Source organism: Candidatus Bandiella numerosa, assembly GCF_029981845.1.
GTDB classification, from domain to species: Bacteria; Pseudomonadota; Alphaproteobacteria; order Rickettsiales; family Midichloriaceae; genus Aquirickettsia; species Aquirickettsia numerosa.
The window spans coordinates 929110-954114 of the sequence record NZ_CP104164.1; the positions used below are offsets into that span (position 1 = coordinate 929110).

The 25005-nt window shown below is 28.4% G+C and carries 20 protein-coding genes and 1 pseudogene; 12 read left to right on the forward strand and 9 right to left on the reverse strand.

What is annotated here, in order from left to right:
* Positions 1-76 precede the first annotated feature (76 nt).
* Both N3Z17_RS04370 and N3Z17_RS04375 read left to right on the forward strand, forming a co-directional pair.
* Positions 77-730 carry a queuosine precursor transporter gene (locus N3Z17_RS04370; protein ID WP_282471516.1) on the forward strand — a complete coding sequence of 218 codons (654 nt, stop codon included), beginning with the start codon at positions 77-79 and terminating at the stop codon, positions 728-730.
* Between the two features lie 139 nt (positions 731-869).
* The gene (locus N3Z17_RS04375; protein WP_282471517.1) at positions 870-1103 is read left to right on the forward strand and encodes a hypothetical protein; all 234 of its coding nucleotides are present in this window, start codon (positions 870-872) and stop codon (positions 1101-1103) included.
* Positions 1104-1402: 299 nt separating this feature from the next.
* Here the strand turns inward: N3Z17_RS04375 and N3Z17_RS04380 are convergent, their stop codons facing one another.
* The 3 genes from N3Z17_RS04380 to N3Z17_RS04390 are packed head-to-tail and all read right to left on the reverse strand — an operon-like array spanning position 1403 to position 4583.
* Positions 1403-3640: an ATP-binding protein gene (locus N3Z17_RS04380; RefSeq protein ID WP_282471518.1), complete on the reverse strand. Its 2238-nt coding sequence runs from the start codon at positions 3638-3640 to the stop codon at positions 1403-1405.
* Positions 3641-3677: 37 nt separating this feature from the next.
* The gene (locus N3Z17_RS04385; RefSeq protein ID WP_282471519.1) at positions 3678-4142 is read right to left on the reverse strand and encodes an SLC5/6 family protein; all 465 of its coding nucleotides are present in this window, start codon (positions 4140-4142) and stop codon (positions 3678-3680) included.
* Positions 4143-4181: 39 nt separating this feature from the next.
* Positions 4182-4583, reverse strand: a complete 402-nt coding sequence (locus N3Z17_RS04390; protein WP_282471520.1) for a response regulator — start codon at positions 4581-4583, stop codon at positions 4182-4184.
* Positions 4584-4839: 256 nt separating this feature from the next.
* On the opposite strand from N3Z17_RS04390, the gene N3Z17_RS04395 reads away from it, so the two are divergent.
* The 3 genes and pseudogenes from N3Z17_RS04395 to N3Z17_RS04405 all read left to right on the forward strand — a co-directional run.
* Positions 4840-5226 (forward strand): response regulator, encoded by a 387-nt coding sequence (locus N3Z17_RS04395; RefSeq protein ID WP_282471521.1) that lies wholly within the window; start codon positions 4840-4842, stop codon positions 5224-5226.
* 209 nt (positions 5227-5435) lie between these two features.
* A complete protein-coding gene (locus tag N3Z17_RS04400) occupies positions 5436-6383 on the forward strand; it encodes a transposase (protein ID WP_282471522.1) in 948 nt (315 codons plus the stop codon).
* 153 nt (positions 6384-6536) lie between these two features.
* Positions 6537-7144: pseudogene (locus N3Z17_RS04405) on the forward strand (IS256 family transposase); the annotation flags it as partial.
* Positions 7145-7156: 12 nt separating this feature from the next.
* Here the strand turns inward: N3Z17_RS04405 and N3Z17_RS04410 are convergent.
* From N3Z17_RS04410 to N3Z17_RS04435, 6 genes are all read right to left on the reverse strand, one after another.
* Positions 7157-8089, reverse strand: coding sequence for a recombinase family protein (locus tag N3Z17_RS04410; protein WP_282471523.1), 933 nt, complete (start codon positions 8087-8089; stop codon positions 7157-7159).
* Entirely contained in the window at positions 8089-8487 is a 399-nt protein-coding gene (locus tag N3Z17_RS04415) for a PIN domain-containing protein (protein WP_236869984.1), read from the reverse strand. The genes N3Z17_RS04410 and N3Z17_RS04415 overlap by 1 nt, the downstream gene beginning before the upstream one ends.
* Positions 8488-8721, reverse strand: coding sequence for an AbrB/MazE/SpoVT family DNA-binding domain-containing protein (locus N3Z17_RS04420; protein WP_282471524.1), 234 nt, complete (start codon positions 8719-8721; stop codon positions 8488-8490).
* 356 nt (positions 8722-9077) lie between these two features.
* Complete coding sequence (locus N3Z17_RS04425; RefSeq protein ID WP_282471525.1) at positions 9078-10115, reverse strand: threonine aldolase family protein; 1038 nt, start codon at positions 10113-10115, stop codon at positions 9078-9080.
* Positions 10099-11172: a threonine aldolase family protein gene (locus N3Z17_RS04430; RefSeq protein ID WP_282471526.1), complete on the reverse strand. Its 1074-nt coding sequence runs from the start codon at positions 11170-11172 to the stop codon at positions 10099-10101. Before N3Z17_RS04430 ends, N3Z17_RS04425 begins: the two co-directional genes overlap by 17 nt.
* On the reverse strand, positions 11162-12889 hold the full coding sequence (locus N3Z17_RS04435) for an ABC transporter ATP-binding protein (RefSeq protein WP_282471527.1): 1728 nt from the start codon (positions 12887-12889) through the stop codon (positions 11162-11164). The genes N3Z17_RS04430 and N3Z17_RS04435 overlap by 11 nt, the downstream gene beginning before the upstream one ends.
* A 96-nt stretch (positions 12890-12985) precedes the next feature.
* Between N3Z17_RS04435 and N3Z17_RS04440 the strand changes: the two genes are divergently transcribed.
* The 7 genes from N3Z17_RS04440 (at position 12986) to N3Z17_RS04470 (ending at position 24996) form a co-directional block, all read left to right on the forward strand.
* Positions 12986-15355, forward strand: coding sequence for an ATP-binding cassette domain-containing protein (locus N3Z17_RS04440; protein ID WP_282471528.1), 2370 nt, complete (start codon positions 12986-12988; stop codon positions 15353-15355).
* A gap of 141 nt (positions 15356-15496) precedes the next feature.
* The gene (locus N3Z17_RS04445; RefSeq protein WP_282471529.1) at positions 15497-17812 is read left to right on the forward strand and encodes a histidine phosphatase family protein; all 2316 of its coding nucleotides are present in this window, start codon (positions 15497-15499) and stop codon (positions 17810-17812) included.
* Positions 17812-18771 carry an NAD-dependent epimerase/dehydratase family protein gene (locus N3Z17_RS04450; protein ID WP_282471530.1) on the forward strand — a complete coding sequence of 320 codons (960 nt, stop codon included), beginning with the start codon at positions 17812-17814 and terminating at the stop codon, positions 18769-18771. Before N3Z17_RS04445 ends, N3Z17_RS04450 begins: the two co-directional genes overlap by 1 nt.
* Positions 18734-21070, forward strand: coding sequence for a glycosyltransferase (locus N3Z17_RS04455; RefSeq protein ID WP_282471531.1), 2337 nt, complete (start codon positions 18734-18736; stop codon positions 21068-21070). Before N3Z17_RS04450 ends, N3Z17_RS04455 begins: the two co-directional genes overlap by 38 nt.
* A gap of 3 nt (positions 21071-21073) precedes the next feature.
* Positions 21074-22714: a WG repeat-containing protein gene (locus tag N3Z17_RS04460; RefSeq protein ID WP_282471532.1), complete on the forward strand. Its 1641-nt coding sequence runs from the start codon at positions 21074-21076 to the stop codon at positions 22712-22714.
* Positions 22715-22716: 2 nt separating this feature from the next.
* Entirely contained in the window at positions 22717-23661 is a 945-nt protein-coding gene (locus N3Z17_RS04465; RefSeq protein ID WP_282471533.1) for a phytanoyl-CoA dioxygenase family protein, read from the forward strand.
* Between the two features lie 84 nt (positions 23662-23745).
* Positions 23746-24996 carry a hypothetical protein gene (locus N3Z17_RS04470; RefSeq protein ID WP_282471534.1) on the forward strand — a complete coding sequence of 417 codons (1251 nt, stop codon included), beginning with the start codon at positions 23746-23748 and terminating at the stop codon, positions 24994-24996.
* Positions 24997-25005: the final 9 nt, after the last annotated feature.

The following is a 25005-nucleotide window of genomic DNA, read 5'->3' on the forward strand; positions in this document are numbered from 1 at the left end:
AAAATATTCTGATATAATCTATTTCTGAGAGTATTTCCTTACCATATACTTGTCTTAATTATTTTATAGTAGGCTTTTGCTCTCTTGTATATCCTATTTCTTATCTCCAGCTCGGGTTATTTTACCATTTCATGCTTTCGAGCTATCTGTAGGTGCAATTTTATATCCATTAACTTTCTTAGTAACTGATTTACTAGCTGAATTTTATGGTAAAGAAAAAGCACGTTTTTGCGTAAGGCTTGCAATAATAATGAATATATTAGTAGCTATAATAATAGCTGGTATGGATTTGCTACCAGCAAGTTCCTGGTCTAAAATTGATCAAGCTACGTTTCATAAAGTTTTTGGATTATATGCTGTATCGTTTATGGGGTCTATTATAGCATGTTATATTTCACAAGCAGTTGATATTTCATTATATCTGTGGATACGTAAAATTACTAAAGGCAGATATTTATGGATCAGAAATAATGGTAGCACAGCAATATCATTGTTAATTGACACCTCTACAGTGATTACATTTATGACTATATTTGGAGTATTGCCAAAAGAACAGATTTTATCATTGATAATTAATAGCTACTCTTTTAAATTATTCATCACAATTTATAGCATTCCTTTATTTTATCTTTGCATAAGTATAATAAAAATATTCATATCTCAAAAAAATTGGGTAGATCAAAGTTTTTTACTCAATATTTGTTCTGTAATACTCAGTTTTTTAGTTTAACCTGAACTCGAAAGTAATTATCTGATATGCGCCCTATTTTAACCCGAACTGCATTTAAGGCCTATATCACATCTTTAGCTAACTAGTGAAAATTTTCGTACCTTCTTCCTGGAAACACTATGTAGAAATTATTACTCATATGCCAGATGGTAGTGATGGCAAAAGAAAGGATGCTCGCGCTAAAGAAAAAGTAGAAAGATTGTTTCGCTCAGTCAAAGATTCTTTGGAATTTATGTATAACTTTCATCAACCTAAAGACTTGGTTGAAACAAATAAATGGCTAAATCACTACTTGGAAGACTATAACCAAGTAAAACACATAAAAGAAGACCACTCTTGCCTTGAAGTCAAGTTTACCAAAACAAGGATTTAGAGCTATGTGTGATTGGGATAAATTTAGTACTCTCGCTAGGGGAGACCAGTGTTAAGATAGCTGCGCTGAGAGACTCTCCCTACAAAAATCTATATCTCCCCCACCTCTACCGTCGGTTACCAACCAGTATTAGCAAATGCAGAACTCGAAGCTAAAACTAAAACAGCTACAACAACAACTGCAAATAATTTATTTTTGATTTTGATCATAATAACCCCTTTATATTTGTTTATGTTGCTAACGTCAAAAGCAACTTTAGCTCTAATTATCACCCACCTATATATAGTGTCAAGGTTTTTTTAATCTTTTTTAGGAAATTTTAGTATAAAAGTAGTATATTTTCCCTCTATTGACTCACATTTGATTGATCCGCCAATATCCTCCATGATTACTTTACAGAAAGAAAGACCAATACCTATACCACTTTTGCTTTGGGTAAAAAACTTATCAAATATCTTCCCTATAATTTCCTCTTTTATTCCTCTACCATAATCTTTAAAATACAATTCATTATTTTCTGCTCTCACCTCTATTTTTATATTATATCCACTATGTGCACAAGAATTCTTTATAAGGTTTATTACTACATATTTTAAGCTATTAAAAGAACATTCAACCTTAAAGTTGTCTATTATGTACAATTTTATGTTTTTGAGCTCAGGAATATATAATGTATATTCTTTAATTGCCGCTTGTATTACATCTCCAATTAATATAACTCCCTTTTCTTCATTTTGTACTGAACCCCTTAACGATGTTAAAAGGTTATCAACTGTATTTAATCCATGTTGACTTATATCTATTAGCATATTAGTTGCATCCTTAAGCACCTCATAATTCTCTCTTTTCATTATAAAATCTTCTTTTGTATAATGTATTTCTACATTTGCTGTATCTTTTTCCATATTATCAAGAACATCTTTAAATAGGTAAGATTGCATACTTGTGATAGATATAGGTGTTTTTATTTCATGCGCTATCATCTCACCAAACACTTGCATCATACTTAACTTTTCCTTTTGAAGTTTATCTTTTTGAACAGATTTTTTCTCTTTTTCCCTCATAATAATTTGTGATACAAAAATTAATGATAGATAAATATAAAAAACTAAATGAAAAGAATAACCTATATTAATTGTACTTGCTTCTACCATATATAAGATACACCCTAATATAAATCCTATAGTCATACTTATTAGAAATGTGATGGAATTAAGAAATTGATATAATAAAAAAGTAGTTAATAATGAGTTAATAACCCAAATATGACTGTCATTACTATGAGATGTGTAATAGAACAGCAAATAACTTGATACTAATGGTAGGCAAAAGATGACGCATATATAATAACACATATTATAATACTTTTTCACCAACTTTTCTGGGAATAGTATATCTCTTACCATGAATATAAGAACCAATCCATATCCTATTATTATTAAATAAGGTAAAAGATTTTTAGTATTATCAAGATATAAAGAAAAAATAAAATAATAAGAAAAAATAAATAAACTAAAGTTATTTAACATTGTTGATTTAGTTTCAATATCTTTATTAATTTTGCTTGTAAGGTATATACATTTAAATTTCTTAATCTTAAAGAACAGGCTTATAACAATATTATAAAGTAAATGATATAATCCATTTACTCTTTCAACAAAAATTTTATATAAATTTTTATTCCAAATTAATCCTGTAAAACTTCCTAAAATACCTATAAAAGTTAATAATAAAGGATATTGATTAAATAATAAAACAGTTAGAGTTGTAAACAGCGTACTGAAAAAACAACTAGATATAAACTGTTTTTTATTAATTTTAAACCCTAATAAAGAAGCTGCTAATGGTATAATTAGCATATTAGTACCAAAACTTCTTAATACTAACATTAACTGAAATAAGTGCTCTTTATAAATTATAAGAATAAATGGGGAGAGTGATAGCACCAATATAATAACCTTCATAACAACTAATAGCCCTTTACTTCCTAATGTTGGAAAGTAATGTTTTATAAAATCATTTGTAATAATGGTACTAGTAGCATTCATATGAGAATCTGCTGTTGACATTAGAATAGCAAAAAGTCCTGATATCATCAAACCCTTAATACCCAAAGGTAACCATTCAATATAATGAAAAATAATATTAGAAGAAAAAGGTTCATTTATTGATTTAATGATAACTAAATATGCTATTAGGCAAATAGAAAGCATAAATGGTATAGTTATCATAAATAACTTTTTAAAAACTGATTTAAGAACTTTTACATTACTAGCTAATAGTAAATATCTTTGCATAAAAGGAGCACTTAATTCAGGTATTAATGATGCTATTAAAAGTCCTATAGCTATAGGTAAATTGAATTCTACATCGTAATTTGATAGTGAAATAGAATTTATAAAATTCCCAGTAAAACTTGCATTTTTAATTGTTACAACATAAGAAGCTGGTATGACTAAGAAAAAAATTAAAAATTGGAATACGTCTATAGCTATGATACCTCGTAACCCACCTAAAATAGAATAGATATTAATCACTGCTATCCCTATAATAATACCATGCCATAAATCTATCTTAAAAAAATAATTGCATATAGCCCCAAAATGCTAAAATTTGTATTGTAGTAGCTCCTATACAATCTATTAGTACTGTCCAAAAAGCTATGATCTTACCATATCTTCCGAAAAGGTTGTACATTATTTGGGTGAGTGTTGTACAATTTTGAAATTTATAAATTCCTGACGTTACTATTTTACCTGTAATAATCCAAAGGAAAGGTTGCATTAATACATAAATCAAAACTATTGGGTTTTTATAAATTTCATCAATATAACCTACAATAGTACCACCACCTATTGCGGTTGCAAAAATTGTACATACTAAAATTGAAGGTAAATTTTTATTTTTTCTCAATGTACAGAAGTCCTTATCTGTTTTTATAGTTTTTAAATGATAAAATCCTATACATATACAAATTAATAAATGCGCTGCAACTATTGCTATATCAAGTACAGTAAGATTGTTTAAATATGTTTGCATGTATATGATATTATAAAATTAGTAAACTGATTATTGCACCTACTTACCTTTACTTCTTCCTAAAAGTGAATTTTTAATTTCTGCTATAAATTTATCAGTTATAGGCTTGTATAAAATTTTATTGAATACTTTATATTTATCGTCATTTTCATATCTTATATGAGTTGCTTGCGTCACTAAAATTATTGGTGTATGGCAGTACTCATCATATGACCTTAGTGTATCTGCTAATTCTTGTCCATTTATTATAGGCATCTGATAATCCGTTACTATTATATCAAACTTTCCTTCGGTTTCGTTAATTATTAGATGTAAAGCATCTTCTCCATTTTTAGCAGTGGTAATTTCTAAATTCTCTAATTTCAGCATCGTTGCTAATATCTTTAATATATAAGGATTGTCATCTACTATTAATACTCTTTTCTTATCAATTTCATTCATAAGGATAGTTATTTTTAATATTATCAGGATAAGGTAAATAGTATTTAGTGAAATACAATGATTATTTATACTATAAAATTATTTTCACAGAAACATTTTATTTTTATTAAATAAGTGTTAGATATAACTATATATACAATCACTAGTAGACACTAATTGAAAGAAAGTTCTGATCTTAGATATAAAAATATTATGTGCTTTAAATAAGTTATGATACCATCCACGTTACTATCAATTTGTAAAGAAATTTAAGCTAATGCCCACAGTATTATTGGTAGATGACAACCCATATGTTATAAATTTTTTGAGCAAATGCTTTACAAATGAAGGTTTTGAAGTAATAAGTGCCTATAACGCTAAGTATGCAATAGAATTATTAATAGCAGAAAATACACCAGATATAAACGTTGTAATAACAGATTACGAAATGCCTGTTATAAATGGTCTTGAATTTGCGAACACATTTAAAGAAATAGCAAAATACAAGTATGTTCCTATAATACTGTATACACAACATAGCTATATGAGCTGCAAAGATGAAAAATATAAAGTATTTGATTTAATATTAATAAAACCTAATATGCCTCAGGAAATCATTAAAAAAGCTAAAGAATTATGTGAAAGTTCAAAATTTAAATTATAGAGGTCTTATACAGCGCTAAAAGCTAAATAAAAAATATATCAAACAGAGGTATCAAAAGACCTAATATAAACAGTAACGGATGGTGTAATAGAAGAAGTAAACAGCTGGCAAACAAGGTTATTGGATAGTGGTATACCCAATATTGAGAGTGTTGAAATCCAGAAGAGGATTTGGTAAAATAAGTTGAGAACAAAAAGCGGTACAAAGAGATGTCAAAACAAATTAATATGGTGAGTTTGGATCAGTTGGTGAGCAAAAATCACGATTACAGAAAATTTAAAGCTATTTTTGATTTTGAAATGGTAGAAGAGGAGTTAGGCAAAATAGAGAGTAGAAATAACTACAAGGGATACGGTGTATTTCGGCTGTTTAAGTGTCTTCTTCTGCAGTTTATGGAAGATATTTCTGACAGAGAATTAGAGAGGTATTTGGGGGATAGCAATGCCGCAAAGTGGTTTTGCGATTTTGATCTAACGGAGCGCACACCGGACTACAGTGTTTTTAGCAAGATACGCAAGAAATTAGGCACTAATCTTTTGTCGAAGATATTTGCAATATTCAGAGATCAATTGAGAGCAGCTGGGTATATGAGTGAAGTTTTTACTTTTGTAGATGCAAGCTATTTAATATCAAAGGCTAGCCTTTGGGAGGAACGTGATGAAGCTAGAAAGAAGAAATATGACAAGCTCAATAATGAGGTTTTGCCTAAAGTTGCGAGGGATAAGCAGGCTAAGATAGGTTGCAAGGGAGGTAGCAAATTTTGGTATGGATACAAGAAGCATGTTAGTGTGGACATCCAGTCTGGTATGATTAACAAAGTTGCAATTACCCCTGCTAATTTAACTGATGCTCAGGGTTTTGCTCATGTATTGCCAAAAAGTGGCGCAACTTATGCAGATAAAGGATATTGCACTGCTACTGCAAAAATTGCAGCAGCAAGAAGGGGAGTGCATCTTTGCGCTGTTAAAAAGAATAATATGAAGGGTAAGAATTTTGATTTAGATAAATATTATACGAAAATTAGGTCGCCATTTGAGCGTGTTTTCGCGCAAGATAACAAGCTACTGCGTTATCTTAGTATTGCAAAGAATCAATTTGCAGAATTTATGAACGCCATATGTTTTAATTTGAAACGGCTTGTGGTTCTGAGTGCTTAAACCAGTGAATCAATTCGGTTTCATTAATCAAGAATATGAAATAGCCCAATCTGCTAGCTAATTTTCAATATAATCAGCAGAGAATTGACCTGATTTTCCCTCTCTTGTTCAATAATAACATCATATCAACTATTTTTCTCTTTTAATTTTCTCAAATCCTTAGATCTCAACATTCTCATATTATATTTGGATTGCATACATGTAAAAGTAAGAGATAATCATACTGTAATAAATAAAGCAGTGTACTTGGCTATAGGAGTTAATATGGAAGGCAAAAAGGAGTTATTAGGTATATGGATAAGCAAAAATGAAGGAGCTAAATTTTGGATGCAAGTAGTGACAGAGCTAAAAAATAGAGGTGTAGAAAAAATATATGTAGCGTGCGTAGATGGCCTCAAGGGTTTTACAGAGGCTATAAATAGTGTCTTTCCAGACACAACAGTACAACTGTGTATTGTGCATATGGTGCGTAATCCAGTAAAATATGTATCACATAAAGATTTAAAAGAAGTGACAACAGATTTAAAGAAGATTTACGGCTCTACAAGCGAGGAAGAAGGTGCTAGAGAGCTAGAGGAATTTACAAAAAATGGGATTGTAAATATCCGGTTATTTCTGATATCTGGAAGCGCAATTGGGCTGGAATTAGCCCTTTTTTTGTCTTTCCTGAGGAAATTAGAAAAGCTATTTATACAACCAATATTATAGAAGCTGCTAATCGTCAAATCAGGAAAATCATAAAAAATAAGGGTGTTTTTCCAATTAACCTGCAACTAACCCCAATATCTATTTTCTTCATCTAGAGATTGAATTGTAGTATCATCAGAAAAGCAATGTCTATCATCAGCTGCAGTAGCAATTTTATGAAGTAACTCATACATTGAATCATCTAAATCCTTTTTGTTTTTATATTCTACCTTTAAAATATATTCTCTATCCCCAAGTTTTTTATAAGCAGAATCGTAATCAGGGAGAATCCAATTTTCAATTTCCTCAATAACTTTCTTTTTCCCTCTTACATATTTTGTATTGTTTTCTATATTTAAAGAAAGTTGAACTCTCATGAATTTTTTATTATTTTCTAGATCGACATTATTTTTCTTTTTATTTTTCATATTGCGAACTTTAATAAAAGAAAAGAGAGTAGGGTAGGTGACACCTAGAATTTTAGAGATAGAAAGCATTGATACCTTTTTATCTAGTAACTCTTGAATTTGTTCTTTATGAGGTTCTAATTTAGATTTGCCAGCTCCTTTAGGTCTACCAAGCTTAACTCCTTGGGCTTTTTTTGCAGCAAGTGCTACTTTTGTTCTGTCACTAATTAAATCTCTTTCAAGTTCTGCAAATAACCCAAACATTGTAATTGAGACCTTAGATTGGATAGAGTGCTTATTTTGCAAATTGATACCTTCTTTGATAGTAATAAGCTTTACTTTTTTTTCAATTAAGCAATTAACAATTTTTAAAATTTCTGAAAGACTTCTACCCAGTCTTGATAATTCAGTAATGATTAAAATATCATTTTCTTGAAGAGTAGCAAAAACTTCATTAATTTTACGCTCATTTTGATTTTTTCTTGAAGAAATTTCAACTTCTATAAATTTATCAACAATAAAACTATTTTTTCTAGCAAATTCATTAATAGAATTTTTTTGATTTTTTAAATCTTGCAAAGAAGTAGAGATTCTAATATATCCTAAGATCATTAATCACAAGGAGTAAAGAGATTGTTATTAATGGCAGATTTATCAAAAGAAAAAGTCTGCTTATATCCCAAATTATAATTAAGTTTAGAAATAAGAGAATCAGAAAAATCTGTATTTTTAAGTTCATATTCTTCAAGAGCGAGCCAAAGCACGTTGTGATATTCAAAAGCAAATTCTTCAGTAGAAAGTATAATTCTAATAGTTGATGAGATTTGTTGTTGAGTGTATTTATAACCTTTTTCTAAAACCCAGATAAATTCACATAAAACAATATTATTTATAAAAATAGATTGGGGTTTATTGTTATAAATTGCCAATAAGTTTTCAGCAGCTTCGGCTTGTTGCAGATCGTCTTGAGTTATATACCTGACAAGAATATTAGTATCAATTGCGATCATTTACTTATTTTTAATAATTTCATTCATTTCATCGCAAGATAATGTTTTATCAGGCTTAGGAAGAAATCCTTTTAAATCTTTGAGGGATCTATTAACAGGGAGCATAATAATAGAATCACCCTTATTAATGAATTCAAATTTATTACTAGCTTTTAGTCGTAGTTTATTTCTAATAAGTGCAGGTATAGTTATCTGTCCTTTTTCATTCATAGTAGAGTATAAAGACTTTTCCATAAGAATAATGTATAAATTAACATATAGTATATATTTATAGCAATAGAAATATAATAGCAAGTAGTTATTAAGTAAATGCACCATAAAAGAATAAAATGTAATGATATATCTTAATTAAGGGTAAAATAAGAACAAAAATTAGAGTAAAAAAGAACTTTATTCAAGAAAAGGTAAAAAGCTATTTATACTTTATAATAATAGACAAGAAAAAGCAAATATTCATTGGTAAATAATCTCTTTACAAAACGGCCGTTTCTTTTTTATAATTTTTGCACTTTAATCGATTTCACTTTGCCTAACTATTTTATAATCTTCTGCTAAAATTTCATATTGGTATTTAATTTGTAATGCTTTGATTAATTAAAGATAGTACGCATTATTTTTATTGTTTCATGAATATCATGGAAAGAAATATCCATATGAGTAATGGCTCTAATTTTATCGTCTATGGCTAACATTCTAATTTTATGTTTTAATAAAACATCAATAAGACTTTTAGTTGTATGTTTTGTATTTTGTAGCTGAAAATAAAGAATATTAGTTTTATAAAGTTCTTTATCAATTTTAATCCATGGAATGCTCTCTAATCCTTCTGCAAGTATTTTTATTTTTTCATGATCAAGAATAAGGTTTTGTATATTATTATCAAGTGCAAAAATACATGCGGCTGCAAGAATTCCTGATTGATGTAAAGAGCCTCCTTGTTGGAATTTATAATACCAAGCTTTTTCAATAAAGTTTTTGTTTCCAGCAAGAATAGCTCCTATAGGTGCCCCTAGACCTTTAGCAAAATCAACATAAACAGAGTCAAAATATTGGCAGTAATCTTTTACTGATATTCCAGTAGCAGCACAAGCATTAAAAATTCTTGCTCCATCAAGATGTGCTAATATGCCATGTTTATTACAATAACTACTAATATCTTTTAATGATTGTATAGGCCATATAGCTCCACCGCCAAAATTAGTAGTTTGCTCTATAGATACTAATCTTACTCTTGGTAAATTACGTCCTACTCCTTTTTTCACTATGGGTAAAATCTGTTCTTTTGTGAAGATACCTCTATCACCAGAAATAGTGTATGAATTTGCATGAACCAAGCCACCAATAGAACCTGATTGAACTTTTAAAGGATGTGACGTTTCATCTAGTACTATTATATCTCCTGGTCTATCACAATGCACTCTATAAGCTATACTATTAGCCATAGTGCCAGTAGGTAAAAATACTGCTGCTTCTTTACCGAGTAATTGGCAAATTTTTTCAATTAGATCATTTGTAGTAGGGTCTTCACATGCAGCTTCATTACCGACTTTTGCTTTAATCATGTAATTTAACATTTCTTTGGAAGGTGTGACATTTGTATCGCTGAAGTAATCAATTTTTATTTTCATTTTTTGCCTTTTTTATTTTTTGAATACAATTTTTGATAATTTGATATGCTTTTTCTATATCAGTTTTAGTAACACCCATGTGTAGCACCGCTCTAATCTGCCCTTCTAACCAAGGAAATAGTAACAATCCATTCATTGCACAATAATCTAGGAAAATATCATTCGTTACTTTTAGGTTAGAAATATCAAAAGAAACCATATTAGTTTCAGTAGAGCCTAATAGTTTTATTTCTTTAATATTAGATAACATACTAGCAAGTAACTCTGCATTATAATGATCTATCTTAATTTTAGAAATATGGTTTTTTATTGCATATTGTGCAGCTTTAGCTTGAAATCCGATTTGGTGAAACCCGCTTCCAAGCCAAGTTTGATATCTCTTTGCTTTCTCTATAATATCTTTTTTACCTAAAAGCATTGAACCGAAAGGAGCTCCTAAACTTTTAGAAAAGCAAAAACTTATTGTATCACAGTATTTTGCATATTCACTTAATGGAACTTGAGTTTTTATATGTGCATTAAAGATCCTTGCTCCATCAAGGTGCAAATTAATATTATGGTCTTGAAGGTACTTATAGATTTTTTTCTGTATAGTAAAAGGGAATACTTTACCTTGTCTACTATTAATCGTATTTTCAATTATAACGAGTTTAACCTGAGCAAATGTTTTATATCTTGGTTTTGAATTAATCGCCTTTTGAATATTATTTACAGTGATAATACCTTTATTAGAATGTATACAATTCAGAACTACACCACAAACTTTAGCTGTTGCACCACTATCAAAAAAATTAATATGATATCCATATTCAGTTATAATTTCATCACCAGGTTCAGATTGAGACATGATAGCTAATCTATTAGCAAGCATACCACTGGTTACAAATATCGCATCTTCTACCTTAAATAAATTTTTACAATATTCGACCAATTCATTGTAAGCTTTATCTTCTCCATAAGCATAATCACCTACTTCAGCATTTATCATGTCTTTTATTAACCTGCTTGTAGGTAGTGTTGTTGTATCACTTCTTAAATCAATGATTTTACTTGTCATAACTTATTTGATTAATTAAATTGTTGTAAGTAGTAAATTTTTTATTTAGGTTAGTATAATTGTTTTTTGCTACTATGCTACCATGCTGTAAAAAAACGATTTCGTCCATTAACTCCATGATTTTAGTATTATGCGTTATAAATATCAAAGTGTAGTCCTGGCAATGAGATAATAAATTTTTTATTAAACTTATTTCTGTGATAGAATCCAGGGCTGAAGATGGTTCATCAAGTACAAGCCACTTTGTTTTAGAACATAGTGCCCTGGCTAATGCCAATCTTTGTTTTTGTCCAGCAGAAAGATTGTTACCTAAGTTACTTAATATAGTTTCGTATTTTAAGGGTAGTTGGTTAATAAAATCTTCACAAAGTGTTATCTTTGCAATTTTCTTCACTTTTTCATCATCTGCTTGATTATCTAAATAAGTAATATTGTCTCTTATAGAGCGGTTAAATAAAATTGGCTCTTGAGGGATATAAGTTAAATGGCTTATTATGTTATTTGAAGAAAAATCATAATAGTTATCGGTACCATTGATTAAAAAATTTCCTTGCTGTAATCTATAAACCCCTTGTAAAATTTTTGCAAGAGTAGTTTTTCCTGCGCCAGATGTACCTACTAATGCAATTTTTTGTCCTTCTTTAATTTCAAGGTTAATATCTTTAAGTATACATTGATTTTTATTAAAGCTAAAATAAGCATGATCTAATTTCATTGATTTTATATTTGTGAGAGTTTTTTTACTTGATTGCTGAGAACTTGAACTAGCAATAGCTTGTATTTTTTTTATAAAGCCAAAATCTTTATAAATCTCTGTTAATTGCAAGGAAACTCTCCAGATATCACGTCGTGCGATAAATGCTGCGCTTGTAATAAAAGTTAAATCTCCAACTGTAGCTAATCCTTTTAATACTTGTAGTAGTGAAAAACTAAATAATCCTATAAGCAAAAATGCTGAAATTATACTTCTTAATGTATCAGCTTTAAATAGCAGTATTTCTAGTAACGTCTGATTATGTGCTATATTATTATAGAATTTTTTTATTCTGAAGCTTTCATAACTTTCTTTTGCTGCAACTTTTATATTTAAAATATTTTGTAATAATTCTGTAAGCTCAGCATTTGCAAGATTTATATCATGAGCATAGCTTTGTGATAATTTTATAGTATTTTTAATAAAATAAATTCCTATTGTTATCATCAAAACATACCATATGACAAAATAAATTCCTATAGTCCATAAATCTAAAGCAATTAATGCAATCATTACTAAGAAGCTAAAACTACCTGCGATAACTCCGTATAATGAAGTTTTAATTGTATTTTCAATTGCATTGGGAAGTTGAGCAATTTTAGAAGAAAGGTCTCCAATTTTATTATGATTAAAAAACATTAAATCTTTTTTTAATAATTTTGCAGTAAGTTTATCTCGTAATATATGTGATATTTTTGGTGATAACTTAGCATGCAAAAAATTAGCAATGCGCATTGGCATTTCAATAAAAAATATTATTAGAATAAATAGACCTATATATAACCAATATTTTTCATTAGTAAAAGTGGTTTGATGTAGATCATCAATAGTCCATTTTAATATATAAAGTAAGAATGTTTCTGAACAAGTCCAGATTAAAATTAATAATAAAATTATAAATAATTGAAGAAAGAATGGTTTTAAAATTTCTATGATATAATTTGTTTTTTTTATGTTAAACATAGTATTAGTTAATTCTGAAAATCTATAAAATAATTATTTAATTTTACTTGAGAATAAGGTTTAATAACAAAAAATATAGAGGTTTTTAGTTTCAATATGCAAGAAATTATTTATGATAACTATAATAAATACCTTTTGACAGCCACTACTTTTCTTTTTAATAGGATTGTTACCACCTATTCAGTTAATGAGCGCTTAAGTGCTAAGGTGAGTGAAGGTGTATTATTTGGTATAATAGCTGCTACAAATGAATTTTTTATAGATCTAAAAATAGTAGATAGCCTTTCTTATAGTTATATTCCAATAGTTACCTCATTTTTATATAGTAGACCGATGTTTTCACACAATAAGCTATATAATTTTTTAGCATCAAGCAGCACAAGTATTGTATTAAAAATTTTTTATGACACAACAACATGGGATCAATTTGTAATACCAGTCATTAGTTATTTGGTGTCAGTAAAAAATGGTATATCACAATGTTTTTCTATGGGAATTGGGGTAATTTCATATGGAGAAACTGTAGTATTTGAAGCAGGTAATAATCCCATAACTTTATCATTACTTGGAGCTAATTTTGCTAAAAATATATTATCTCCCTATTTATCTCCTCAAATTGCATGGCACATAGGTTGTGTAACTGGATTGTTGCTTTCTAGATATCAAAAAGAAATTATTAAACAAGTATTTCCTTACGATACAATAGAGGCAGTATATAAAACTACACATTCTCTTTTTAATGAAAAAAAGTTATCAATCGAAACAGAAAAACTTTTAATTACTAGTAGTAATTTATATGTTGGAGCAGGCTTGTTAGGTAATTATTATATGCGTCAAGAGCAATCGTTAATTAATAAATATTTTGCTCTAGCTTTAAACCAAAATAATTTAAATCCAGCTGATATGCAGCAATATAAAGCGAAAATTATTAGTTATATTTTAGCAACTGCAGTGCCATATCTTTTATCTAGAATATTTTGTGATGTTAGTAATACATACTATACTCACCAATTAAAAGTAAGTTTAAGGTCTGAATTATTAGAAAATATATTAAATGAATCATCTTTGATACCTGTCTCAAGAACTGCAAAATATGCAATAAAAGATTATTTAGATGATATTTCAAATTTAATAAATAGATTATTTGTTGAAAATGTTAATGGTAACGATTATGGAATCATTAATGATATAATTTACTTATTGCCGAAATTAGCACTTATTACTATATTACGTAAGGAAATTTTTGTAATCTTTCCACTAGCTATATCAATAGATGCTATTTATAAACAGTTTTCTCAACACATTACAAAATTAAAACAAGAATATTTGGATATAAATAAATTAATGGAAACCAAGTTTGATCAAAATGAACAAAATACTAGAGAAAATTTAGTTACTTTATTACAAAAAGGAGGATTAGAAAATACTAAAGAAACCTGGTTAAATGAACAAAATAGTTTATTAGATAATATATCAAAATATGACTATTTAAAAAATGTATTATCACATACTGAATGGCTTTATAATATTGAAATTTTATATAATGTATTACGTTATGGAGTAGCAACGCTCATATATTATAAAGCAATTGGTAGTGAGGATTTATTTTTATTTACAGTTGTATTAAAAGCAGTAACAGATGTAATTTGTTTTAGTTCTAAACATCAAGCAGATATTGAATCTATAAATTCTTCTCTGGAAAGACTAGAAGAATTAAATTTATTACTAAATCAAAATGATATAGATAGGTATAAAGTTGAGTTAAAAAGCAATAGTACGAATAGTACGGAATTTATTATAGAAGATCTACATTTTACCCGGGGAGAAAAAATAAAAAATATAAGTTTAATAATAAAAGATTTAAAACTTGTAAAAGGTAATATATACTGGCTAACTGGGGAGAATGGGAGTGGCAAATCTTCTTTTTTATCTTTAATATATTTCCTTTCTAAAAATATATTTGATGATAGTTTTAAGTACGTTAAAGGGATAATATCACATCCTTCCGATGAACAAATTTTAATAGTTCCTCAAAAAGATTTTTGTCCTTTAGATATTACTTTACTTGAGCTCATTACATATCCTAAAAAATTAGACAAAGGAAATCTATATAAGCAAAATAAGATTTTAGAGTTATTTAAAGAATTAAAAATAGAACGAGATGATAATTTGCTAAGTGAAAAATTATTACATAAATCTCATAATTGGTGTCAAGAGCTTAGTGGAGGGCAGCTTAAAAAATTATTTTTAATAAAAGCTTTTATTGAGTGTCCGGGCATTTTATTTTTGGATGAAGCTTTTGCTCCTTTAGATATGCAATCTCAAAAAATTATTACTCATAAAATAAAAAATGATTCTTGTCTACAAAACTCATTGATTGTTATAATTCATCATGGAGATGAATATATAGAGAAACGAGATAACTGCACTACTAGTGATTTTTTTGATAATGTTTTATACCATTGAAAATGGTACTATTACTGCAAAAGAATTAGAATGTGATAGTATATCTACCGATTTATAGTAGTTAATCATGATTTAAAAGTTCTTTTCTTTAAAAAAAGAATATGCTTTAGTAAGTGGGAATTGTAAAATATTTAAAAGCTTATGCATATCAAACAAGTCTTAGAAAGTATTTCCAAGGATCTACCTACAGTTTTTATAATAAGACATGCAAAACGTTTTTCAACCGCCAATATAGAGGAAGATTTTAAGTGCACACTCACTCCTGAAGGTAAGGAAGATGCTAAACAATTAGGAGAAATTTTTGCCAATACTGTTGGACAAATTAATAAAATTGTTAGTAGCCCAGTAGGTAGGTGCATAGAAACAGCAAGCAATATCGCCAAGGAAAGTGCAAGTCATATTGAAGTTGAGCAGTGGCAAGATCTAGAAAGAGCCTATGCATTTGAACCAACAGTTGCCATAGAGCATTTTAAACAATTTCCAGTTCGTACTGTGATAAAGAAACTTTTTTTAGGAGAGTCTTTAGAGGGAATACGGAGTACAGATGAAGGAACCATATTATTATTAAAAAATATTTTAATGGATCTCACAGGAGGAAAAAAAACCTCTTTATATGTAAGTCATGATTCTGTGCTTGCTATGTTTTTTGCTACATTAACTGGAGTGCCCATATATGATCATGAAGAGTTATGGTTTACTTATTTAGATGGGATAGGCTTGCAACTAGGGAAAGATAATATAATGAGATTATATAGGGGAAATGAAGTTTATCATATTTCTGAAAAGCTAATTTCTCTTGGCTTACAAGGTTTAGACGGAGCCTTGACTTATGGTGAGAGTATACCAAAATTATTGGATGACGTACATAGTCATAATCCAGAAAAATATATTAATGGTATTTTTAGTAATCTAAAGGAGGGGTTGCCAACAACCTTTGTTATTAGACATGCAGAACGTTTTTATGCAGATGATCCAAATCAAGATCATGCTTGTGAATTAACTGCTCAAGGTAAAATAGATGCTAAAAAATTAGGCAAAGTTTTTTTACAACGAGTTGAAAAATTTTCTCAAGTATTTAGCAGTCCTGCTGATAGGTGTGTTGAAACTGGTAGAAATATATTAATTGGAGAACAGAATGCTATAAACGTACAGCATTCTCAATATTTAGCTGAAGCATATGTATATAATGGACAAAAAGCAGTTAAAAACTTTCAATTAAATACAGTCCCAGAAATAATTCGGAAACAACTCCTAGATCATTCTTTAATTGGTATGAGAAGTAAAGATGAAGGGACAAAATTACTATTATCTGCCATTTTACCTTCATTACAATCAGATGTAGTGACTCTATATGTAACACATGATGCTGTATTGGGCACCTTTTTTGGTACACTTGCTGAAGGGCATATGTATAGCAATGATGCATTACAGTTCAACTTTTTAGACGGCATATGTTTACAACAAGAAAAAACCGGAGATATAATTCTTTATAGGCATGATAATGTTTTTAATATAGCAACTAAAATAATCCAATTGCATTCAAGATCACAGAGTGATGTTGCTTTTATATTTTTTGCTATTAAAGAGCTTATAGAAAATGCTCCTACAGTCAAATATTTTTCAGCAGAAATTATCAATCCATTAGTACACCCTGTTATTCCTCAAGATTTTGAAAATATCATTTCAATGTTTGGATTTTTTCAAGCTAATTATTTATGGGTTGGAGCGCATTTATCAACTAGCTTAACAGCTGCTTTCTTTTTTCCAAACAAAGATATAACACTGGCAGTAAAATTTGGAGCAGCATTATCTAGTTCTGCTATATATTTTGTAAAGGTTAAAGTATTTGATTATTTGAATCAATTACATGCAGCTAAAACTCATCATAACATAGATGAGTTATCAATAAATAATTCATCTGACTTCTTAAGCCATTGTAGTAAGGAAATTATTGCATATAACTTTTTAGGTTTATTCAATTCTATAACTAATAAACTTTTAATTCCAAACTTAAATAACTCCTTATTATTTTTTGATGCTTTTAATAATGCAGCTATAAGCGGGTTACAATGTTATGCTTATCATAAAGATTTGACGAAAGAAAATCCGAAAAATTTTGCTGAAATAACCATTCCCTATTTAATGGATGCAATATATATTTATTTTAATATGAAGCAAAGTGCTTCTATGTCATTTAATAGTTTTTATGAAGGGTTTTTTTCAGTTAAAAAAGGAATTATGTTATTAAGTGGTTTAGTACTAACTGATTACTTAACTAAAGTAACTTTAACACTATTTTCAGAAGAAATAAGAGAACAATATATCAATACTCCTGTTGAATATGTATATGATAAGTATCAGCAATTTCACAATTGTAGTATTGAAATGTTTCAAGATGGAGTAGAATATTTACACCATTACTTTACCCAGGTAGACGAAATTAAGGAGGAATTATAGTGCAAACAATACTCGTTACAGGATCACTTGGTTTAATAGGATCCACTTTAGTAAAAATGTTAAAGGATTTAAATGTTAATATTATTACCATTGATATTAGAGATAATACCATAGATAGTAATATATTAAATTATAATGTCCTTCAAAAGCTGATTAGTAATTGTACAGGGGTTATCCATCTTGCCGCTATATCAAGAGTAATTTGGGGAGAGAAAAACCCACAATTATGTAAGAAAGTTAATGTTGAAGGTACAAGGAATGTTGTTAATGCATGTATCGAATCAGCTAAAAACCCATGGCTTATTTATGCTAGTAGTAGAGAAGTATACGGACAACAAGATATTTTTCCAGTTCATGAAGATTGCATATTTCAACCACATAATCAATATGCAAAAAGCAAGATAGATGCAGAAGGCATTGTAGTTGAGGCAAAAAAAGCTGGTTTAAAAACTTCAATATTGAGATTTTCTAATGTTTATGGTGGAACACATGATTATTCCGAAAGAGTTATTCCTGCATTTTGTTGGAATGCTCTTAATAACCAAGCATTAGAAGTGAATGGAAAGGATTCACTGTTGGATTTTACATTTGTAGAAGATGTGGCAAAAGGCATTATGCAAACTGTCGAAGTGTTATCTTCAAGTAATGAATCACTACCGGCTATGCATTTTACTACAGGAAAAGGTACATCTTTATTTGAGTTAGCTAATTTAATTTTAAAATTAACTAATAGCTCATCAAATATTCAATTAAGACCAAAAGACTCAATTTATCCATCAAAGTTTTATGGAGATTATACCAGAGCAAAATCATTATTAAAGTGGCAACCAACTAATGATATAAAAAGTGGCTTAATAAAATACATAGAAAAGCTCAATGCTCAAACAGCAAAAATATACCATTTAGATATAGTAGATATAAATGAAAATATTGAAAGTAATACACGGTTATCCGCCTAGATATAGCGCAGGTTCTGAAGTTTATAGTAGAACATTAGCGCAGGAGTTGTCTAATAGGCATGAAGTACAAGTTTTTACACGTCAGGAAAATAGTTTTATTTCTGATTATTATTATAAGACTGAACTTGATCCAACTGACCCAAGGATACTGTTACATATCATTAATATGCCACGTCTAAAATATCGCGATCAATTCATACATATACAAACTGATGAAATTTTTCAAAATATATTAAACTCTTTTAAGCCAGATATTGTACATTTTGGTCATCTTAATTATCTTTCGCTAAATTTACCTAAAATTACGAAAAATAATAATATACCATCTATTTTTACTTTACATGACTTCTGGTTAATGTGTCCAAGAGGACAATTTATTCAGAGAAATTCGAAAGAACCTTGGGAGTTATGTGATGGTCAAGAAGATTCTAAATGTGTAAAGCAATGTTATAAAGGAAGTTTTACTGGGGAGAAAGAAAATTTTGAGGGAGATTTTTTATATTGGAAAAATTGGGTTCATAACAGAATGAAGCAAACTAAATTAATTATAAATTATATAGATTATTTTATTGCACCATCTAGATATTTATTAGGAAAATTTGTTGATGAATTTTCTGTACCAAAAGAAAAAATTACCTATTTAGATTATGGATTCAATTTAGAAAAACTAAAAAAGAGGAAGAGAATAAAAGAAAAATCATTTGTTTTTGGATATATTGGCACACATACCCCTCAAAAAGGCATCCATATTTTATTAAAAGCTTTTTCAAGGTTAAAAGGTAATGTGAGATTAAAAATTTGGGGAGCTTCAAGAGATGATACGGATGCTTTAAAATTTATAGAAAGTTCGTTACTACCAAAAGCTAGTAAAAATATTAAATGGATGGGAGGATATAACAATGATAAAATTGTAGAAACTGTGTTTAATGAAGTTGATTCTATAGTTGTTCCTTCAATTTGGGGAGAGAATTCCCCATTGGTTATACATGAAGCACAACAAGTACATATTCCTGTTGTTACTGCAAATTTTGGCGGAATGAGTGAATATGTCCAGCATCTTAAAAATGGACTTTTGTTCCAACATAGAGATGATGCAGATTTGGCTGAAAAAATGCAACTATTTATTGATAAACCAGATCTTGCTAAAAAATTAGGAGAAAAAGGGTATTTATATACTACTAATAAGCAAATTCCAGATATTAAGTCACATACAGCAGAAATTGAAACAATATACGGTAATCTTATGCAACATAATAATAAACAAACTCCTTCAAAGCTAGGTCCATGGCGCATTACTTTTGATACTAACCCAGATCATTGTAATTTTCAATGTGTTATGTGTGAATGTTTTTCTCCATATAGTACAGTAAAAAAGGATAGAGTCGCAAATAGAATAAAAAAACGCGTTATGCCAATAGAAACTATAGAAAAAGTTTTAGCTGAATCTGTAGGTACGCCACTAAAGGAAATTATTCCTTCTACAATGGGAGAGCCATTGCTTTATAAAGATTTTGAAAAAATTATAGAACTTTGTCATAAATATAACCTGAAATTAAATCTAACAACTAATGGGTCTTTTCCAATAAAAGGAGTGCAAAAATGGGCTGATTTATTAGTACCAGTATTATCAGATGTAAAAATTTCTTGGAATGGAGCAAGTAAAGAAACTCATGAAGAGATAATGATAGGTTCTAATTGGGAAATGGTAACGTCTAATTTAAAAACTTTTATTAAAGTAAGAAATAATTATGCATTAAATAATAGTAATAGATGTAGAGTTACATTGCAGTTAACTTTTTTAGAAAGAAATGTTGACGAAATACCTGAATTAATAAAATTTGCTATAAAGCTTGGGGTTGATAGAGTGAAAGGACACCATCTTTGGACACATTTTGATGAAATTAAAGATCAATCCATGAGAAGAAGCAAGGAATCAATTAAAAAATGGAATAAGACTGTTGAAAAAGTATACCAAATAGTTAATAAAAATCTTCTTCCTAATGGTGAAAAGTTAGTTCTTGAGAATATAGATATATTAAATGAAGAGGCAATAAAAGATATAGCACCTGGAGGGATATGTCCATTTTTAGGGAAAGAAGCATGGGTTAATACAGAAGGTGAATTTAATCCTTGTTGTGCTCCTGATGAATTAAGAAAATCTCTTGGTACATTTGGCAATGTTATAGAGCAAAATCTACAAGATATATGGACAAGTAAAGATTATCGTAAACTTCAAGCGTCTTATTTATCAAAAGAGCTTTGTCAAGGCTGTAATATGAAGAAATCTCTTGCTGGTTAAAAAATGACTGTAGAACTTAATAAAATTTGTATTTCTCCATGTGGCACTCATCATTGTTATGAAGGAAATCCTCTTTATAATAATAGATTTATTTCTGTTCTTAAATTTGCAAATATTGGACTTGCTGCTGTAAAAGATAATTCTGGTGCATACCATATTCAAATTAATGGAAGGCCCGTTTATAAATTAAAATTTGATACATCATATGGATTTTATTGTAATCGCGCCGCAGTTTCAATTGATAATAAATATTTTCATATAGATATTAATGGAAATCGTATATACCAAACAAGTTATGAATGGGTTGGTAATTATCAAGAAGATTTATGTGTTGTTAGAGAAAAAGAACAATATTATCATATAGATATTAATGGAAACCCTATTTATGAAGAGAAATATGATTATGTAGGTGATTTTAAAGATGGTATAGCTGTTGTATATATATCAAATTCTGCAACTCACATTAATAATAAAGGAGAATATATTCATAATCAGTGGTTTAATCAACTTGATATTTACCATAAAGGTTATGCCAGAGCAGAAGAAATAAGTGGGTGGGTACATATTGATAAACTCGGTAAACCACTATACCCATCAAGATATAAAAATGTAGAACATTTTTATAATGACCTAGCAAGAGTAGAAACTTTTGACGGCAGTATTTTTCAAATTAATGCAAAAAACCAAATAGTACACAGGCTAAATAAAGAGGATACAAGAATATCAGAAGCACAATTATCTTCTGATATGGTAGATTTCTGGAAAATATTTATTATAAACGCTGCTATAAAATTAAATATATTTGAATATTTGCCATCAACTACTGCCGAGTTAGTAAAAAATTTACAAATTCCTCAAGATAACTTAATTCGTATTTTAAGAGCTTTATGGGAATTAAATCTTATTATTTGTAATAAAAATTATTGGAGTCTCACTAATAAGGGCAACTTGCTATCAATAAAAAATAAAACATTCTTCCCCTCTGCAGCAATAATGTGGGCAAAAGTAGCTGTTAATGGGTGGTTAAATTTACCAGATTTGCTTCAAAATCCTAAAATATTAAGCCATCAATCATTTAAAGATAATGAATCAAATGATTATAATTTACAAAATTATTTCAAAGCTTTAGAAGGTTACGCAGTTAAAGATTTAAGTAATTTTATAGGAAAATTTGATTTTTCTAATAAGAAAATTATATGTTTTGGTAGATCTGCGTTAGGATTTTTTCGATATTTACTTGAAAAACAGCCTAATTTAGATATTACTGCTTTATTTAAAAATAAAATTCCTAAAGATTATCTAAAAAATAGTGACGTACAAATAATATCCAACTTAGATTCTTCAAATAATAAATATAATATCGCTTTTTTATTGAGATATTTGCATTACTTTGATGACGAGATAGTAGTTAAATACTTCAAAAAATTCAAACATCTTGCTATTTCAGAATTATTAATTTTTGAAACAATTTTAGAGCAAAATTCTCCTACTGGTGGATTACTGGATATTAATATGATGATTGAAACTGGTGGTAGATTAAGAACTATTAAAGAATGGGATAGATTATTATCTAAAAATGGGTACACCATAAAACACCAAGTTAAAGTAACACCATACCTAACTTTAATAAAAGCTAATTTATAATTATGCTAGAAATTTTAGAAAAAAAAGGGTTTTTTATTTTAAATAATGTTGTCACACAATCAAGGGTAGTGGATATAATTTTAAATTTAAAGAAAAAAATCGATATCAATGCTGAAGAGATTAATACATCTTCTTCAAATTATATTTATTGTACTGGTAGATGGGGACCATCTTCAAATATTATAAAATGTATTGATAATTCTTTAGATAATATAATTCAAATTAAACTTGAAAAGATTCTTAAAAAAAAGATTAAGTTGCAGAAAAAAAATATAATTTGCAAGAATAAAGATATAAGAGAAGCAGTGCCACTACATCAAGATATTTCTTACTCGCCAAATTCTCCATATCATTTTTCCTTATGGCTTGCTCTAGATAATGTTGATAATGAAACAGGTGCTTTGCAATTTATTCCAAAAAGCCATAAACTACCTATTCAACCTGCTGTTGATTTCTGGTCTCCTTCATATATATCAAGTAAAAAATGCAATAAAACAACTATTAAGGTTATTGAGCTTAAGAAAGGGGATGCAGTTATTTTTGATTCAAGATTATGGCATGGTAGTTTAAAAAGTTTAAGTGGTAAAGATAGACATGCTTATGTCACTAGATGGGAAATATTAGATTTTGGGTTTCCAAATATCCCTAAAATCAAACCTGAATACTTCGGAATGTGGAATTGTCATGATATCACAATTAATATTTTAAGGTCTAGTTTGAAAAATTTAAATCACACTATTTGTGATAATGATGACTTCGTTACGTTAATTAATAAATGGAAGAATATTATACAAAGTGATCATATATCAAATATTAACAAAAATAAAGCAAATGAAGATCTTGAAAATGTATCTATTTTATATAAAGCTGCAACTAAACATGATGCTGGAGATTTAACTGGAAAAATATATAAAAATCTTTGGTATTCACTTTTATCATATTTGTAATGACACATGAAACTCTTGGAATCTATCATTAATATAAATATTTCCATATATGAAAAAGAGAAATTTTATTATTAATAAATAGTTATGTTGAATATAACGTATCATAATTATGACTCGATAAAATCAGCACAGAGTAATGATCAGGAATTTAAAAAATTAATTGACTCGTTAACTTCATCTAACAACAATTCTACATCTAAAATATTAAAAGAGGCTCCACCCTATGAAAATTTAAATAGATTATTTAGTATTGCTGAATATATTAAAAATACTTTTAATCACGTAGTAATTATTGGTATGGGTGGTGCAATATTAAATCCTATGGCTATAACAGCTTTTTGTGAAAAACAAAAAGAGGATTCTATAAAAATCACATATCAATATACTATTGAACCTAATAACTTTCAGGAATTGGAAAAAGATTTGGATTATAATAAAACAGCTTTTATTGTAATTAGTAAGTCAGGAGAAACTATAGAAACATTAACTTTATTCACACTTTGGTTAAAAAAGTATAAAAATGGTAATGTTAAAAATCTGAAAGATCATTTTTATTTTATTACAGGAAAGAATAATAACACTTTAAGAAAAGCAGCTAAAGAATTAAATTGCGTTATTTTTAATCATGATGATATTAATGGTAGATATTCAACATTTTCTAATGTTGGCTTGTTGCCAGCACTAATAGCAGGAATAAATGTTAAAGATTTTTGTGATGGTGCAAGATATACATTACATACTTTTTTATCAGATGGTATTCATAGTTCTGCTGCTATTGGAGGAAAGTTTTTAGCAAATATGCATTCCAAAAAAAAAAATATCTCAGTGATAGTTTCCTATATATATAGGATGCTATCTTTATTGCAATGGCAAGCACAAATTCTAGCAGAAAGTTCAGGTAAAAAAGGTAAGGGAATAACTCCTATTATTGCAATGGCCCCTATAGATCATCATAGTCAATTACAACTTTATCTTGATGGGCCTAAAGATAAGTTTTTTACTTTAATTTATGATCAGAATTTAAATAAAAATGATAAAGAAATGCAAAATAATATTGACTATGTTTTAAATTATAAAAGCTTAGATTGTACTTTAAAAGTAGTATATCAAGCAGCATTTCAAATGCTAAAACAATATAAACTCCCTATTAGGACAATAACATTAGAAAAATTAAGTATTAAATCAATAGGTTCTTTAATGATGTATTTCATGATTGAAACAATCATATTTAGTAAATTGATAAATGTTAATCCTTTTAATCAACCATCAATAAACCACATGAAAAATTTAACTTCTAACTTATTAGAATCTTTTGATAAGTATCAAAGGTATTAGAATATAGAA